Raw genomic sequence first — 14,553 nt, 5'->3', positions numbered from 1 at the left:
AAGACGGTTTTAACCCGATGGCTTACTTAAAAAAGAGGATGCCTCAGAAACTTCTTCATTGGATGCTTTTTCAATCGACAGGCGAGATTTAATGCTCTGACTGGTTGCGGCTGGAGCATCTGATAATGGAGTCACAGACTTCACTTCATCAATCTGTGTCTTATATTTTTGAGTAGATGAGTCAGTCTCGGCTTTTGACGATCTAAAAAAACTGGCTATTTTATCTACTATCATGGAGATAACTTCTCTGAAAGACGGCAATCTCCAAATAAAATGCTTAACTTCCTCTTCATTAGAAGGGTAGGCGGGCATTTCATCCTCTGCTGAATTCAGGTCATTTGCACTGTCCTGAGCTATGCCGGGTTTTTCGGCGACCAGATTTTTTAATATCTGTACACATTGCGGATTCCCAGCTTCCCGGGCGATTTCCAGCACATTACCGGAATTGATTAATTGAGCGAAATCCAGGTCGGGAACATTATCCTTCAGAAAATCAGTTAAAATTCGGATACAATAGGGGTTACGTGATTTAGCCGCATTGCTTAGAAGTTCAAGCTGAAATTCGGTTCCCTGCGCATTATTTTGAAGTAGCTGGCTGATAGATAAGCGGATGTCATGATCATTCAGCAATTTTCCAAGTGACTCTGTACGCCCCTTCTTCAAGGCCACTTTAACCGCGTCATAATAGGCGGAAAGAGGGCTGTTTTCAGGATCGTTTAAGCAATGACGGTATTGATTTTCAAGCAATACCTCTAAAGAATCAAGCCGATTATCCTGAACAGCAGCTAATAAAGCGACGTGTGAAGAAGAACTGCCTTTTTCAAGCCATAATTTTAACATTTCTGTATCGTTAATTCTTGCTGCCATAGCCAATTGATTATAGGGGGCCCCCTTGCTGTTCTTCAAAGCGTCATTTTTTACGTCAGGATACCTTCGACTAAGATTGTCGATGATAAAGCTTGCTTTATCAGGAAAGTTAAAATCGATTGCTGCCTGCGGATGAGCTACTACGTCAATAGTCAATGCCATCTTATTGGTTTCCATTGCAAATCGTCTGAATAAAAAATTTTCCAGTTGGCCTGCTGCTGTGGATTCAGGTTTTGGATGGCCATCTTTGAACACCGCTATTTTGCGATAGTTAGGATCATAAACCTCGAAATTACCCTCTTTATTGACATGAACCGCTACTGCATGATCAAGAGAGCCTACATGCCAGGCGGTATCAGGCGCTCTCATCTTATTGAAAATCTGTTTCCAGGCTCCCTTTTCTGCCACCAGCCCCAGCTTGTAAACAGATTGCAGTTTCTGAGGTTCAGAGACTTGGGTTACATTTCCATCGGGATTTTCTATATGCTTTTCCACGGGAACTGTTACCAAATGCACGGCGTCCACCTGGCTCAGTTGTTTGTTAAATTCATCAGGCAGAAAGCAAAAGACGACCTCCTGAATGAAGCGGTTGATATCACTATCTGAAATTTCACTATCTGAACTGGTGGAGGGAGGAGGGGATTCATTAATCCCTTCCATAATTGCCTGCTGACCTCTCTGATTAATGGCATTCAGCATGGCTGCAAATTCACTGCTTTTTCCCTGCAAAGCATATTTAATGTACACAGCTGCCAGCCCATTACATATTCCATCATCATTAGCTGTAAGCTTAACGCCTCCTTTTTCAAGAATACGATTGATCATTGGGATCAGGAAATCCTGGGACATTTCCTTATTACTGGTGTAGCCCAATTGGGCTTGGGGATCTGAGCCTGGCATAAACTTCTCAATGCAACATCATATATTACAAATGTAGACCATTTATTTAATTATTCGTGATCATCTTTCTTAAATAAGCATAAGACTCAGAACTTACTGGTATTCCTTTGTATTTGTTATTTATAATGAGCAGGTTTCAGGGAGTGATTCACAATATGGAGTAATTTGTGTCTCTTAGCATGCTGCTGATTTTTCTTTTCCTTTTTCTGTTGGTAAGTCTCATCGGATTTATGGCTGTTCACTGGCGAAAGGCAGATATGAATTCTCTTCATGAATGGGCTCTGGCCGGGCGCAGTTTCGGAACCATTATCTCCTGGTTTTTAGTAGGAGGCGATTTATTCACGGCTTATACCTTTATTGCTGTTCCTGCGTTTATGTATGGGGCTGGCGCTCTTGGATTTTTTGCGATTCCCTATACCTTTATTGTTTACCCGCTCGGCTTTCTTATACTTCCAAAACTATGGTCGGTATCAAAACAACATGGGTTTATTACAGCAGCCGATTTTGTCAGGGCCCGCTATGACAGTTCACTGCTCTCTTTACTGGTTGCGATAACCGGGGTTATCGCAACGATGCCTTATATCGCTTTGCAACTAGCCGGAATTCAGATCATTATTGCAGCCTTAGGCTTCCCTACTACGGGTCTGGCTGGTGAGGCACCTCTAATCATCGCCTTCATTGTATTATCTGTTTACACGTATCGAAGCGGGGTCAGAGCTCCTGCTTTGATTGCAGTGGTGAAAGATATATTAATTTATATCGCTTTGATTGCAGCCATTCTGATAATTCCAGCAAAGTTAGGGGGATTCTCTGCTATTTTTGCCAAAATCCCCACTGATAAGCTGCTGTTAAAAGCCCCCATAGAGGGTAATATGAATCAATACAGTGCCTACCTTACACTGGCATTTGGCTCAGCATTGGCATTGCTGTTATATCCGCACAGCATTAATGTGATGCTGAGTGCTAAAAATGAAAACGCTATCCGAAAAAATATGATCCTTCTTGCGCTTTTCTCGGTGCTATTGGGAATATGCGCTTTGCTAGGGTATATGGCGTTGGCGGCTGGTGTTGAAGCAAATCCTCGATTTACCGCCTATTTCCAGCAATATAAAGCGAATTTTGCGGTGCCGGCTTTGTATCTTGATAGCTTTCCGGACTGGTTCCTTGGCATTGCATTCGCAGCTTTTGCCATTGGCGGCCTGGTGCCGGCTGCAATTATGTCGATTTCTGCAGCTAATTTATGCACGAGAAACATTTATAAAGAATATACCAGATCTTCAGTGTCGCTTAAGGATGAGGCGAAAATTGCCAAGATTATCTCCCTGTTGATTAAGGCTGGTGCTCTGGCATTTATTCTCTTTTTGCCTTTGGATTACATCATTCAATTACAATTATTGGGTGGAATCTGGATAAGCCAGACATTTCCCTCTGTTATCGTGGGTTTGTATACGCGCTGGTTTGATTATCGAGCTCTGATTTTGGGCTGGATCGTGGGAATTATCAGCGGCACATGGGGGATCCTGTGGTTAAACTTTAAATCTTCTATTTATCCACTGAAAATAGGAGATTATATTATACCGGGATATTTATCCTGTTACACATTAATTCTTAATTTTCTAATAGCTGCTTTGGGCACTTTTTTTATCAAAAAAATGCAGCTAAAACCCTCTGATGATTTGACGGAATTATTCAAAAAATAACAAAGAAACAATTGTTTAGACTATACTAATAATATAGAAACTGTATTTTGGAGCACGCTATGGACATTACAATTTTCCTAGCGAAAGTAATCGGCTGGTATTTGGTGATTACCAGTTTATACGTGTTTTTCCGCCGCAGAAATATACACCCCTTAATCAATGCGATGGTTGCCGATTCACCGCTGATGCTATTTATGGCCATTATCACTTTGATTCTGGGATTACTGCTTGTTGTCAGTCATAACGTTTGGGTACTCGCCTGGCCATTAATTATTACCCTTGTTGGCTGGCTTATTCTATTGAGTGCGCTCCTGCGTTTATTTTTTCCAGATCAGGCAGTAAGAATGGCCCACTGGTGGTCAGCACATGCCAATGGATTGCTGATAATGGCTTTGATTTATTTGTTGATTGGTTTGTTCCTGTTATACAAGGGTTATTATTATCTGTTTACAACGTTTTAATCAGAAGCTTGTCAGGACTGCAATTCTTGTAGTCCTGATAAAGAATGGTAGTGTTTTACATACAACGTTTGTTGGTATATTTAGTGCAGGTGTGAGCAAAATAATATTTCAAATTAGACACAAAAAGATCACCCTCATGGTCCATTACGAATATCCTTTCAGGCTGTAGCTCGACATAATTGGAAGAGCGAAGAATTCCAGGATAAATAGAGCTCGCATAGGGGCTAATCCATTTGTCGAGAAAAGGTAGAACGACTTCCGGATCGTTGGAATAGAAGCGGCTGTAAATATCGGCTATGAGTTCCTTTTTCAAATCATAATTGCTCTTAAAAAAATAATTTCCACGATCCTGGTGATATAAAGTATAAGTGGTTTTGCGCATGTTATTCTTATAACCGGCATTGAGGTTCATGGAGATAACAACACCTTTTGCACTTTCAATATTAAAAGTGGTTCCTAGCAGATCAGAGCCATTATATTCGGCCAGATAGTTATTTAAATAATCGATAGCATTATCTGAAAGCGGATCAAAATAAGTATTGATCAGAAAGCTGGTCGCCAGACGAGTCTGAGGATCATAGCTGCAGGAAATATAAATATTGTAGGTAAATTTATCAGGCGTTATTTTTGAAACCATAGCCTTATCAATCGCTGCATTGACCTCATCACAACTTAAATTTTTATCTGCCAGGCTTCCTTTGATTCGCACAATTTGTGTGGGGTAATCAATACTGCGCTGAAAACTGGCCAGATCAGCTGTTTTGTCTTCCGTTGTATATTGGCGGGTAACTGTATTTTCAGGAGCCGCGTTTGCAGCAGGTATTACAGGTTGATTTATAGGAACCTCATCTGCAAATGCTGACAGGGGAGACAGGAGCAGAGCCGCATAAAATAATCTGAACTTCATTACAACCTCCTTGTTGAGAGTTAAATCCTTTTAACTTCTATGAAGCATGTGAGGTTTCAGTATACTCTAGCTGACTCACGAATCAATACATGTGAATTCGTGCATAATAATTCGAAAAAGTATTCATCTTTTAATATTTTGTTAATTTTTGACCTGTAAACTACTCAAAAATGTTCAGTTTTCACTGAAAGCTAAGATTCAATTCCCGAGGTTTACAATGCGCCAATCTCAGATTCAAGAGTTAATCCTTAATAGTGCTGCCAAACACCAGCCAAAAATTAATATCTCCAATAGTAAAGCAAAAGGGATTGCTCATTATTTAACAGAGACTGGTGTAGAGGATAACGACATCGTCAATAAAATCGTTCCTGCGATAATTAATCAGTTAGCGTTGACACCTGCTGCGACGAATAAATTTCCGCATGCTAATTTTATTGATCAATTTATCCGTGACAATCATATCGCTGTTCCTCCTGAGCCGCAAAGAACAAGCAAAAACGCAGTAAAAGCACAACGACGCGTCGATAGCCTGAGTCGTCTTATGGCAGTGCATGATACGATTAGCCCCTGTGTTGCAGTCGTGTTGCATGAAGGGAAATTGGTAATAGCCTCTAACTTCCCGCGTATTACAGCGACTGACGAAGCGGATACTATCAGCAAATTTACTAAAATAATGGACCGGCGCTTGCATATCGTGCAGGATTTCATCAAAAAAATGGAAGCAGATTTTCTGGCTGATTCTAAATTTGAAGTCTCAGATGATCTTGATATCTTACTTACCGATGGTGAATCGCTTGCGGATGAAAAGTTAAATATTGCTTTTAATGCCAAGGGCCTGGCTCTGGCGGCACTGGCAGTCAGGGCTTTAGGTCAGGAAGATGCGGGCGGTTATGCTACGGTAGTGCCGGAGCGCAATAAAAAGTGTGAAAGCCAAAGAGAGCACCTGCAAAAGGCATTATTAAAGCTGGCATCCTCTTATTTCCTCACAAAATACTATGGTATAGCCAATACAGGGTTATCTATCGAGCAAGCCAAAGCATTAACATCTGGCAACTACGAATTATTAGTCCGTTCAGACAGCATTGGCAAAGGGAATTGGCATGCTGAACAATTGATAGTTGACTATCTGCGTCAGAACAATGCGATAAAGCCAGAGGAGCCTGTTCATATCGGTATCTCCAAGTTGTGCTGCCAGGCATGTGATAGCGTGTTATCTGAATTCAAAGGTATAGAATACCGTGGGTCGCACGGAGTTAGTTTTCCAGGCGTGCACAATATGTTAACCGGAGAAGTTCATCAGGGACTCAGAACAGGAAAATCAACGCATCTTTGTGCGAGCGACAGTGATAGTGAAGTCGATTTGAGCAGCTCAAATTCCTCTTTGACCAGTTCGATGGATTTATCCAGTTCCAGTTCACAGATCACTGAGGGCAGTGAATCAGGGAGGGGAAGCCTGAAACGCTCCGTTGATTCATTTTACGGCTGCGGTTCAACATTCTTTATGGTGAAGAAAGCAAGAGAGGAACATCGTTTAACGGCATCATGCGATGGAATTACACTACCCATAAAGGTCTAAATATAAAACTGACTGGATAAAAATTGTTATTTACTGTAAAATTATCAGAATAACTAGTCGATTAAGGAGCAGTTGTGCCGCGTAAATCTCAAGGTCATCACAGTTCAAAGGAAGGTGTTCAAAACGGTGCTCCTCTATCGCTTGCGGCTCCCGGCTATCCAGGCTTTTATAAAAAGCAGAAATTTTCTCAAGGAGAGCTCAATGATGAGTCAAAAAACAGTGACTATAAACTCGATGTAGATTCAAAAAACAACGAGTATAAGCTAGGCAAAAAAAATACTAAATGGCTTGAGGGTTTTAATTCTGATATGAATGACATGAATAGCTTGATTCAAAACTGGGATAATTTTTTTAAAACCAAATTCCCTAAAGACGTTCCCGGGATTGAGAATATTCAAGAATTTCTTGTCAGTCAGGTTGATTTATTCCTGATCCTATTTGCCGACTCCTACAAAGCGTTTGCAAATAACAGTAACCCCACTTACAGAACATCTGATAAGCTTGATGCTCAGAAACCGCTGAAAGCGCTTCATAATCTTGTGAGACCCTGGTTTGATGAATTGCAATCTACTTTGAATACAGAAATCAACTTTTTAAAGACGAATGCTGGAAATTTGAAACTTCATGCACTGCTCATCTTTTGTTTTAGTTTTATGGATAAATGCGCAAAGCTCATCCAGGATGACCTTGGCGAAAACAAGCTTCCTCAGGCCTATTTAGTAGATTTGGAGTTGCATCTGATTGAGGTAGCTAAAGATGCTTACAAGCTGGGTAAGGATAAGCGTATTAGATATAATGAAGAGGTTCTTAGAGCGTCTAACTCGCATGGCATAGCTAACCCGGATATTGCTGATAATCTTATTGGTAATCTATTGAACAATATTACTAAAGTACCTGGGCCTGGCTTTAATCTCAAAAATGATTTGTAGCCTGACTCTTGCTATTGTAAACTTCAGGGATTGAAATAGGAATGAAAGGATTCAATGCAAGATGCTGGTCAAACATAAACCCTGCAACCTCTTTTTATTTGGCACCCAAGGTGACTTGGCTCGCCGAAAACTTTTACCCGCTCTTTATCAGTTGGAAAGTTCAGGAATGCTGCATGCGGATACGCTTATCCACGGTGTAGCCCGCGAAGAGTTTAGTCTTGAGTCCTATGGAAATTTTGTTTCCTCCAATCTAAAAAAGTTTCTGAATACTCCTTTTAATAATGCAGTATGGGATCGCCTGGCTTCGCGCCTTCGTTATTCTCAACTGGATTTGTTACAAATTGATAAGTATCAGAAATTAAGCCAGCAAACAACGAATCATCTGATCCCAATTGGTTATTTTGCAACACCTCCTTCTTTATTCGGGCATATTGCCGAGGGCATGGCTAAAAATGGTCTGGCTGATTTTCCTGCCCGTATAGTTCTTGAGAAACCTATTGGCAAGGATCTGGCTTCAGCGATTGTAATCAATAATCAGGTCTCTTGCTATTTCGCAGAAAACCAGATTTATCGAATTGATCATTATCTCGGAAAAGAAACCGTTTTGAATTTACTGGCCTTACGTTTTGCTAACTCATTGTTTGTAAATAACTGGGATCATCAGTCAATTGACCATGTGCAAATCACTATCGCCGAAGAGGTGGGAGTAGAGGGACGCTGGAGTTATTATGATGATGCGGGCCAGATGCGTGATATGCTGCAAAATCATTTGCTGCAGGTTTTATCTCTGATTGCTATGGAGCCTCCCACTAGTCTGGACGCGGATAGTATTCGGGATGAAAAACTTAGAGTGCTAAAGGCATTGCGTCCTATCAATCATGCCAATGTTCAAGCCTCAACTGTGCGCGGGCAATATACAAGTGGATTTGTTAATGGAAAATCTGTTCCTGCGTATCTGGAAGAAGAGGGAGCCCGTTCTGAAAGCAGAACTGAAACTTTTGTCGCAATGAAGGTCAATATCGACAACTGGCGCTGGGCAGGTGTTCCATTTTATCTGCGAACTGGCAAACGAATGCCGAAAAAGCACAGTGAAGTGGCTGTTTACTTCAAAGCCCCACAGCACAACATTTTTCAGAAAACCTACAAACAACTTGCTCCTAACAAGTTAATTATTCGCCTGCAGCCTGATGAAGGGGTCGAAATTCAAATCATGAACAAGATTCCGGGACTTGGGGAAACAATGCAGCTTCAGGAAAGCAAACTGGATTTAAGTTTTGACAAAACCTTCAACAAACAGCGCATTGCTGATGCCTATGAGCGTCTTTTATTGGAGGTAATGCTGGGTAATCAGTATTTGTTCGTACGACGAGATGAAGTGGAGCAAGCCTGGAATTGGATTGACGGTATTTTAAAGGCCTGGCAGGAGAGCTCCGAGGCGCCACGTCCATACCAGGCAGGAACCTGGGGGCCGGCTATGGCTACCAGTTTATTAGCTCGGGATGCACATAGTTGGGATGAGTAAATGGATATACATCGTTTTGAAAATTGTGAAATACTTCATGAGGAATTTGCCAATCGATTGATAGAAATCCTTAATGAGGCCATTGCAGTAAGAGGGGAAGCTTATCTGGCAGTTTCCGGTGGAAAAACTCCGGCTGCACTATTTGAGGTGATGGCTGCCAAGGATTTAAATTGGAATGCTGTTTCTGTGATTCTGGTGGATGAGCGTTGGAATACACAGGATAGGGATAGTAATGAATGGCTGGTAAAGAACTGTCTTTTAAAAAACAAAGCGGCTGCGGCTACCTTTATTAATCTTTATACTCAAAATTCAACTATTGAAGAAGCTGTTGGTGAAGCTGAAGCCAAACTTGCCAGGATTCCTCTGTTTGACGCGGTGATATTGGGAATGGGAGAAGATGGCCATACCGCTTCTTTATTTCCTGGCAGCAGAGAGCTGGAATATGGCTTATCCAATTGTGCAAAAGATGTGATTGCGCTAACGCCAATGCATGCACCATTTCAACGTATTACGCTGACCAAACCCCGTCTGCTCAGAACCCGGAAGTTGTTCTTACAGCTAGTCGGTGAGAACAAGATGCGCGTCTTTCAGGAGGCATTAGCCGACAACGACGTCTTAACCATGCCTATTCGTGCTTTTCTTAATCAGCCTGCAACCCGATTGCAGGTTATGTTTGCTCCTTCATGAGGTTGTTATGCATTTTCGTATCAGAGAAATCACCGACAAAATTAATGAACGAAGTCTTTCTTTGCGTGAAAAATACCTTTCCCAACTAACAGAGGCCAGAGTTCAGGGGCCTCATCGTAAAGTCCTGCATTGCGGTAATCTGGCACATGGGTTCGCCGCTTGTCTTTCTCACGAAAAACAGGTTCTTCGTGAAATGAGACAGCCAAATATCGGTATTATTTCCGCTTATAATGATATGCTATCTGCGCATCAGCCCTATGAGCATTATCCTTCATTAATCAAAAAGGCGATTGCAGAAGCCGGAGGCATTGCTCAGTTCGCAGGGGGTGTGCCGGCAATGTGTGATGGTATCACGCAAGGGCAGCCTGGTATGGAATTAAGCCTCTTGAGCCGTGATGTGATCGCCATGTCTGCGGCTATCGGCTTATCTCATAATATGTTTGACGGCGGTCTAATGCTTGGCATCTGCGACAAAATAGTACCGGGTCTGTTAATTTCGGCCTTATCGTTTGGTCATTTACCTTTTATGCTAATTCCCGCAGGACCTATGCCGTCCGGGATTTCTAACAAAGAGAAGGCGAGAATACGCCAGTTGTATGCTGAAAAGAAAGTAGACAAAGACAAGCTGCTAGACGCTGAAGCGGCTTCCTATCATTCACCTGGTACCTGTACTTTCTACGGAACAGCCAATTCCAATCAACTCCTTGTGGAAATAATGGGTTTGCAATTGCCTGGCTCTTCATTTGTAAATCCAAACACTGCTTTACGTGATGAATTAACCAAAGCCGCTGCACAGAGAATTATTGAACTGACCGATTTAAGAGGGGAGTATTTGCCGGTAGGGAAGATTGTTGATGCGAAATCGCTTGTCAATGCCATTATTGGTTTGCTGGCAACGGGTGGTTCAACTAATCATACCATGCACTTGATTGCAATTGCGCGAGCAGCGGGCCTGATTGTCAATTGGGATGATTTTGCAGAGCTATCGAAGATTACCCCTTTACTTGCCCGTGTCTATCCCAACGGCGAAGCGGACATTAATCAATTCCAGCAGGCAGGCGGTATGGCCTATCTGATAAAAACCCTTCTTGAAAATGAGTTACTGCATGCGGATGTGCACACTGTGGCTGGATTTGGTCTTCAGCGTTATACACAAAAGCCGATTCTCGATAACGGGCAACTGTCATGGATTGAAAATGAATCTCAGTCAGCTGATATCAATGTTTTGCGCCCGGTGAGCGACGCCTTTCAGCCTCAAGGAGGATTGCAGGTGTTATCAGGTAATCTCGGGCGAGCTGTTTTCAAGACTTCTGCAGTGGCTCAGGAAAATCAGGTGATTGAAGCGCCTGCTGTGGTTTTTTCAAGCCAGGAAGCGTTTGAAATGGCATTTCATGCCGGCGAATTGGAGAGAAATTGTGTTATCGTTGTACGTTTCCAGGGGCCTAAAGCCTGCGGCATGCCTGAGTTGCATAAACTGACTCCTCCGCTTGGTGTATTGCAGGATAGAGGCTTTCGCGTTGCCCTTTTAACAGATGGCCGCATGTCCGGCGCTTCCGGCAAGGTGCCAGCCGCTATTCATGTCACTCCCGAGGCTGTCGACCAAGGGCTTATTTCAAAAATAGTAAATGGCGATATGATTCTTATCGATGGGCAAAGAGGGATTGTCGAACTGCTGGTATCTGCTCAGGAATTAAAAAACAGACAACATGCCGGCAGAACGCCCGAGCCAGTTAAAGGTATGGGAAGAGAGTTATTTGTCCATTTAAGAAATAATTTTTCAAGTGCTGAGGAAGGGGCTTGTAGTCTTTTTGCTGAAGGAGTTGCAGTAAATGGCGAGTGAGCAGTATGCGGTTGCCGCAGACATTGGGGGTACAAATGCCCGATTTTGCCGTGTTGAGCTGAACAGCCTGACTATAGATCAGATTCAAATCCTTCCCTGTGCCAATTATCAGGGCATAGAGGATGCCTGGATTCACTATTTGAACTGTTGCAAAGTGGAAGATATTAAGCAGGCAGCGATTGCCATTGCCTGTCCCGTCAGTAGCGATACAATTTCCATGACCAATTCTCACTGGCAATTCTCAGCTAACTCTGTAAAGCAGAAGCTAGGTTTAAACCACTTATATATTCTAAACGATTTTACTGCCACGGCCATGAGCCTTACCGTATTACAATCTCTGCATAAATTGCAGATAGGCGGCGGTTATTCAGAACCACATCAAAACATGCTGGTTCTTGGTGCTGGTACGGGTCTTGGAGTGGCTCAGTTAATTCGCGGCAGTCAGGGGTATCTCCCTGTTGCGGGTGAGGGGGGGCATGCTGACTGGCCAGTCCAGACTGAACAGGAGTGGTTCATTTATCAATATTTGTCCCGAAAATACGGACATGTCTCCTGTGAGCGTGTTTTATCAGGAGGAGGGCTTGAAGATCTTTATCAGGCTTTGGCAATGTTTCAAGACCAAGCCATTAAGTTTCGGTCTGCTGCTGAAATCGCACAATTAGCGCTCACTTCTGCTTGTCCTCTCGCAGTAAGGGCAGTCAATCAGTTTTTTGCGAGTCTTGGCAGTTTTGCCGGAAATCTGGCTTTAACAGCTAATTCCCTGGGAGGCGTTTATCTCGCAGGAGGAATTGTTCCCAGATTATTGCCATTATTGAGCGGTAGTGAATTTCGTGAGCGTTTTGAAAATAAAGGGCGTTTTACAGGCTTTAATCAAAAAATTGCAACCTATGTAATCACTGCGGAACAGCCTGGCTTACTGGGAGCTGCTGCATATTTAAAACAAAGGATAAGTGAGAATGGAGTCTTTTAACTGGAAACTATCGGCTGAAAAGGTTTTTTCTGCCAGTGCGCTGATTCCTGTCATTGTAATCAGAGATCTTAATCAAGCCTTGCCATTGGCTGAAGCCTTGTTAAACGGAGGCATTCGCATCATGGAGGTGACATTACGCACTGAAATCGCACTTGAAGCGATACATCTGTTGAGCCAGGAAATGAAAACGATGATTATTGGCGCGGGAACGGTGCTTAATGCCTTACAGCTACAACAGGCGATCGAGGCCGGTGCGGCCTTTGCCTTAAGCCCAGGGGCTACTGTCAGTCTGTTATCAGCGGGGCGAGAAACTTCAATTCCACTTATTCCCGGAATATCCAGTGTTTCTGAGGTCATGCTGGGTATGGAGATGGGATACAGGCATTTTAAATTTTTTCCCGCAGGCGCAGTGGGTGGTGTTGCAGCATTGAAATCATTTTATGGCCCTTTACCCGATGCTGTATTTTGCCCTACTGGCGGGATTAATGGCAGCAACTGTATGGACTATCTGGCATTGCCTAATGTACAGTGTGTTGGAGGTTCCTGGATGGTTCCTGAAACAGCGGTGCAGAACGGAGATTGGCAATTAATCACGGATCTTTGCAAAAAAGCCAATGCTCTGATTTCCGACAAAGTGTAGATGAATCAGATTGGTAAACTTGAGCTTAATTAAGGATAAGAAATGGCATTATTAGTTGCAATCATTGGATCATTAGCAGGGTTTCTATTTGGCTATGATGAAGGAATCATTGCAGGCTCCCTTGCTCTGGTGAAAGAGCATTTCGCTTTAAATCATACTGAAGTCGGGGTTATGACTTCCGCTTTGCCTTTCGGGGCGCTTCTTGGCTCTATGTTGATTGGTGCTTTGCTTGTTTCCAAACTGGTAAAATATTTTGGCAGACGAAGCGCTTTATCGGCAGCTGGTCTGCTTTTTTTTCTCGGTGCTCTGGGGGCAGCTCTTGCCGCCGAGGAGTGGATTCTGATTGTTTCGCGCTTTATTCTTGGTATTGCCATTGGTACTGCGGCAGTAATTACACCGCTTTACCTGGCTGAAACTGCTCCTGAAAAATGGCGCGGAGCGATGGTCGCTATTTATCAGCTTGCGATTACGATAGGTATCGTATGTGCCTATTCTGTTAACTATTTATTGATTGAACAAAATGCCTGGCGCTCGATGTTTGCTTCAAGCGCCATTCCAGCGGCCTTGCTGACTATTTTTATTCTGTTTCTTCCCGAATCTCCGCGCTGGTTATACAGTGTTGGGAGAAAAAAAGAGGCTGCCAATGCCTTGCAGCGTCTGAGAAAGGAAAACAGTAGTCACGAATTACAGCATATTGAATTAACATTAAGCCGTGAGCCCCACGCACAGGGCTGGAAGCAATTATTCAGCCGTTCCATGCTGCCGGTTTTATCCCTTGGTATGATGCTATTCTGCTTACAGCAATTAAGCGGTATCAATGTCATTATCTACTATGCACCAGAAATTTTTAAAAATCTTGGTTTTAACAATGCAACTGGACAAATTCTGGCAACCATGGGGATTGGTTTGGTCAATATGCTCGTTACCATTGGTGCTATATTCTGGGTAGACCAGCTTGGGCGCCGAAAGCTTCTTTTGATTGGTTTCTCTGGTGCATTTATCAGTCTTTTTGCGCTGAGTCTCTTTTCATTTTACCAGACCTCTTTAATCGCTTCTCTTTCTGTCATTTGCCTGACGGTTTACATATTTTCCTTTGCTATCAGTATTGGCCCCATCCCGCATATTGCGATGTCGGAAATCTTTCCTTTGCACGTTAGAGGCGCAGGTATGGGCTTATCCTCAATCAGCAACTGGGGTTTCAATACCTTGGTCGTTTTTAGCTTTCCTCTTTTGCATGCCGGAATCGGAATTGAATATACTTTCGCATTGTATGGAGCAATCTGTTTCTTTGGATTGATTTACAGCTATTATTTCATGCCAGAAACCAAAGGCCTCAGTTTGGAAACTATTGAAGATTATTTAATGAGCGGCAAACCGCTGAAAGCCCTGGGCCGAAGGGATTCGAGCGCTGAAGTCTATGACAAATACTGGGTTAAAGGTTGATTATTGGCTGCCCCACGCAGGGGCTGTTATAGGCCTTGGTAACATTTACTGGATCACCGTCAGATAGCAAAGCGGGGTTGTATTGCATCACCAAGATAAGGAGATTAGGAG

Annotated in this window: 12 protein-coding genes; 10 read left to right on the top strand and 2 right to left on the bottom strand. The window is 42.9% G+C overall.

The features are described 5' to 3' along the window. Window positions 1-9: 9 nt before the first annotated feature. Window positions 10-1,767 carry an ankyrin repeat domain-containing protein gene (locus DYH61_RS08705; RefSeq protein WP_058507395.1) on the bottom strand — a complete coding sequence of 586 codons (1,758 nt, stop codon included), beginning with the start codon at window positions 1,765-1,767 and terminating at the stop codon, window positions 10-12. A 167-nt stretch (window positions 1,768-1,934) separates the two neighbouring features. On the opposite strand from DYH61_RS08705, the gene mctP reads away from it, so the two are divergent. Both mctP and DYH61_RS08695 read left to right on the top strand, forming a co-directional pair. Next, the gene (mctP, locus tag DYH61_RS08700; protein WP_058507396.1) at window positions 1,935-3,467 is read left to right on the top strand and encodes a monocarboxylate uptake permease MctP; all 1,533 of its coding nucleotides are present in this window, start codon (window positions 1,935-1,937) and stop codon (window positions 3,465-3,467) included. Window positions 3,468-3,526: 59 nt separating this feature from the next. Continuing rightward, window positions 3,527-3,928 carry a hypothetical protein gene (locus DYH61_RS08695; RefSeq protein ID WP_058507397.1) on the top strand — a complete coding sequence of 134 codons (402 nt, stop codon included), beginning with the start codon at window positions 3,527-3,529 and terminating at the stop codon, window positions 3,926-3,928. 55 nt (window positions 3,929-3,983) lie between these two features. Here DYH61_RS08695 and DYH61_RS08690 read toward each other — a convergent pair whose 3' ends face one another. Next, window positions 3,984-4,835 (bottom strand): Lpg0189 family type II secretion system effector, encoded by an 852-nt coding sequence (locus DYH61_RS08690; RefSeq protein WP_058507398.1) that lies wholly within the window; start codon window positions 4,833-4,835, stop codon window positions 3,984-3,986. Window positions 4,836-5,052: 217 nt separating this feature from the next. On the opposite strand from DYH61_RS08690, the gene DYH61_RS08685 reads away from it, so the two are divergent. The 8 genes from DYH61_RS08685 to DYH61_RS08650 all read left to right on the top strand — a co-directional run bounded on the left by DYH61_RS08685 (window position 5,053) and on the right by DYH61_RS08650 (window position 14,442). Continuing rightward, window positions 5,053-6,411, top strand: a complete 1,359-nt coding sequence (locus DYH61_RS08685; RefSeq protein ID WP_058507399.1) for a nucleic acid/nucleotide deaminase domain-containing protein — start codon at window positions 5,053-5,055, stop codon at window positions 6,409-6,411. Window positions 6,412-6,485: 74 nt separating this feature from the next. Beyond that, window positions 6,486-7,340, top strand: a complete 855-nt coding sequence (locus DYH61_RS08680; RefSeq protein ID WP_058507400.1) for a hypothetical protein — start codon at window positions 6,486-6,488, stop codon at window positions 7,338-7,340. A gap of 61 nt (window positions 7,341-7,401) precedes the next feature. After that, window positions 7,402-8,862, top strand: coding sequence for a glucose-6-phosphate dehydrogenase (gene zwf / locus DYH61_RS08675; protein ID WP_058507401.1), 1,461 nt, complete (start codon window positions 7,402-7,404; stop codon window positions 8,860-8,862). Beyond that, entirely contained in the window at window positions 8,863-9,549 is a 687-nt protein-coding gene (gene pgl, locus DYH61_RS08670; RefSeq protein WP_058507402.1) for a 6-phosphogluconolactonase, read from the top strand. Window positions 9,550-9,556: 7 nt separating this feature from the next. Further along, entirely contained in the window at window positions 9,557-11,389 is a 1,833-nt protein-coding gene (gene edd, locus DYH61_RS08665) for a phosphogluconate dehydratase (protein ID WP_058507403.1), read from the top strand. After that, entirely contained in the window at window positions 11,379-12,359 is a 981-nt protein-coding gene (gene glk, locus DYH61_RS08660; protein WP_058507404.1) for a glucokinase, read from the top strand. The genes edd and glk overlap by 11 nt, the downstream gene beginning before the upstream one ends. Then, window positions 12,346-12,999 (top strand): bifunctional 4-hydroxy-2-oxoglutarate aldolase/2-dehydro-3-deoxy-phosphogluconate aldolase, encoded by a 654-nt coding sequence (locus DYH61_RS08655; protein WP_058507405.1) that lies wholly within the window; start codon window positions 12,346-12,348, stop codon window positions 12,997-12,999. The genes glk and DYH61_RS08655 overlap by 14 nt, the downstream gene beginning before the upstream one ends. Window positions 13,000-13,041: 42 nt before the next feature. Next, on the top strand, window positions 13,042-14,442 hold the full coding sequence (locus tag DYH61_RS08650) for a sugar porter family MFS transporter (RefSeq protein ID WP_058507406.1): 1,401 nt from the start codon (window positions 13,042-13,044) through the stop codon (window positions 14,440-14,442). Window positions 14,443-14,553: the final 111 nt, after the last annotated feature.

The organism is Legionella quinlivanii (genome assembly GCF_900461555.1).
Taxonomy (GTDB): domain Bacteria; phylum Pseudomonadota; class Gammaproteobacteria; order Legionellales; family Legionellaceae; genus Legionella_C; species Legionella_C quinlivanii.
Note: the sequence above shows the minus strand (reverse complement) of the source record. Positions and strands in the feature narration are given on the sequence as shown.

Excerpts from the sequence above, each read along its gene's own strand:
- DYH61_RS08705 (WP_058507395.1), bottom strand. The coding sequence starts at position 1,767 with ATGCCAGGCTCAGATCCCCAAGCCCAATTGGGCTACACCAGTAATAAG.
- DYH61_RS08695 (WP_058507397.1), top strand. The coding sequence starts at position 3,527 with ATGGACATTACAATTTTCCTAGCGAAAGTAATCGGCTGGTATTTGGTG.
- DYH61_RS08690 (WP_058507398.1), bottom strand. The coding sequence starts at position 4,835 with ATGAAGTTCAGATTATTTTATGCGGCTCTGCTCCTGTCTCCCCTGTCA.
- DYH61_RS08685 (WP_058507399.1), top strand. The coding sequence starts at position 5,053 with ATGCGCCAATCTCAGATTCAAGAGTTAATCCTTAATAGTGCTGCCAAA.
- zwf (WP_058507401.1), top strand. The coding sequence starts at position 7,402 with ATGCTGGTCAAACATAAACCCTGCAACCTCTTTTTATTTGGCACCCAA.
- pgl (WP_058507402.1), top strand. The coding sequence starts at position 8,863 with ATGGATATACATCGTTTTGAAAATTGTGAAATACTTCATGAGGAATTT.
- edd (WP_058507403.1), top strand. The coding sequence starts at position 9,557 with ATGCATTTTCGTATCAGAGAAATCACCGACAAAATTAATGAACGAAGT.
- glk (WP_058507404.1), top strand. The coding sequence starts at position 11,379 with ATGGCGAGTGAGCAGTATGCGGTTGCCGCAGACATTGGGGGTACAAAT.
- DYH61_RS08655 (WP_058507405.1), top strand. The coding sequence starts at position 12,346 with ATGGAGTCTTTTAACTGGAAACTATCGGCTGAAAAGGTTTTTTCTGCC.
- DYH61_RS08650 (WP_058507406.1), top strand. The coding sequence starts at position 13,042 with ATGGCATTATTAGTTGCAATCATTGGATCATTAGCAGGGTTTCTATTT.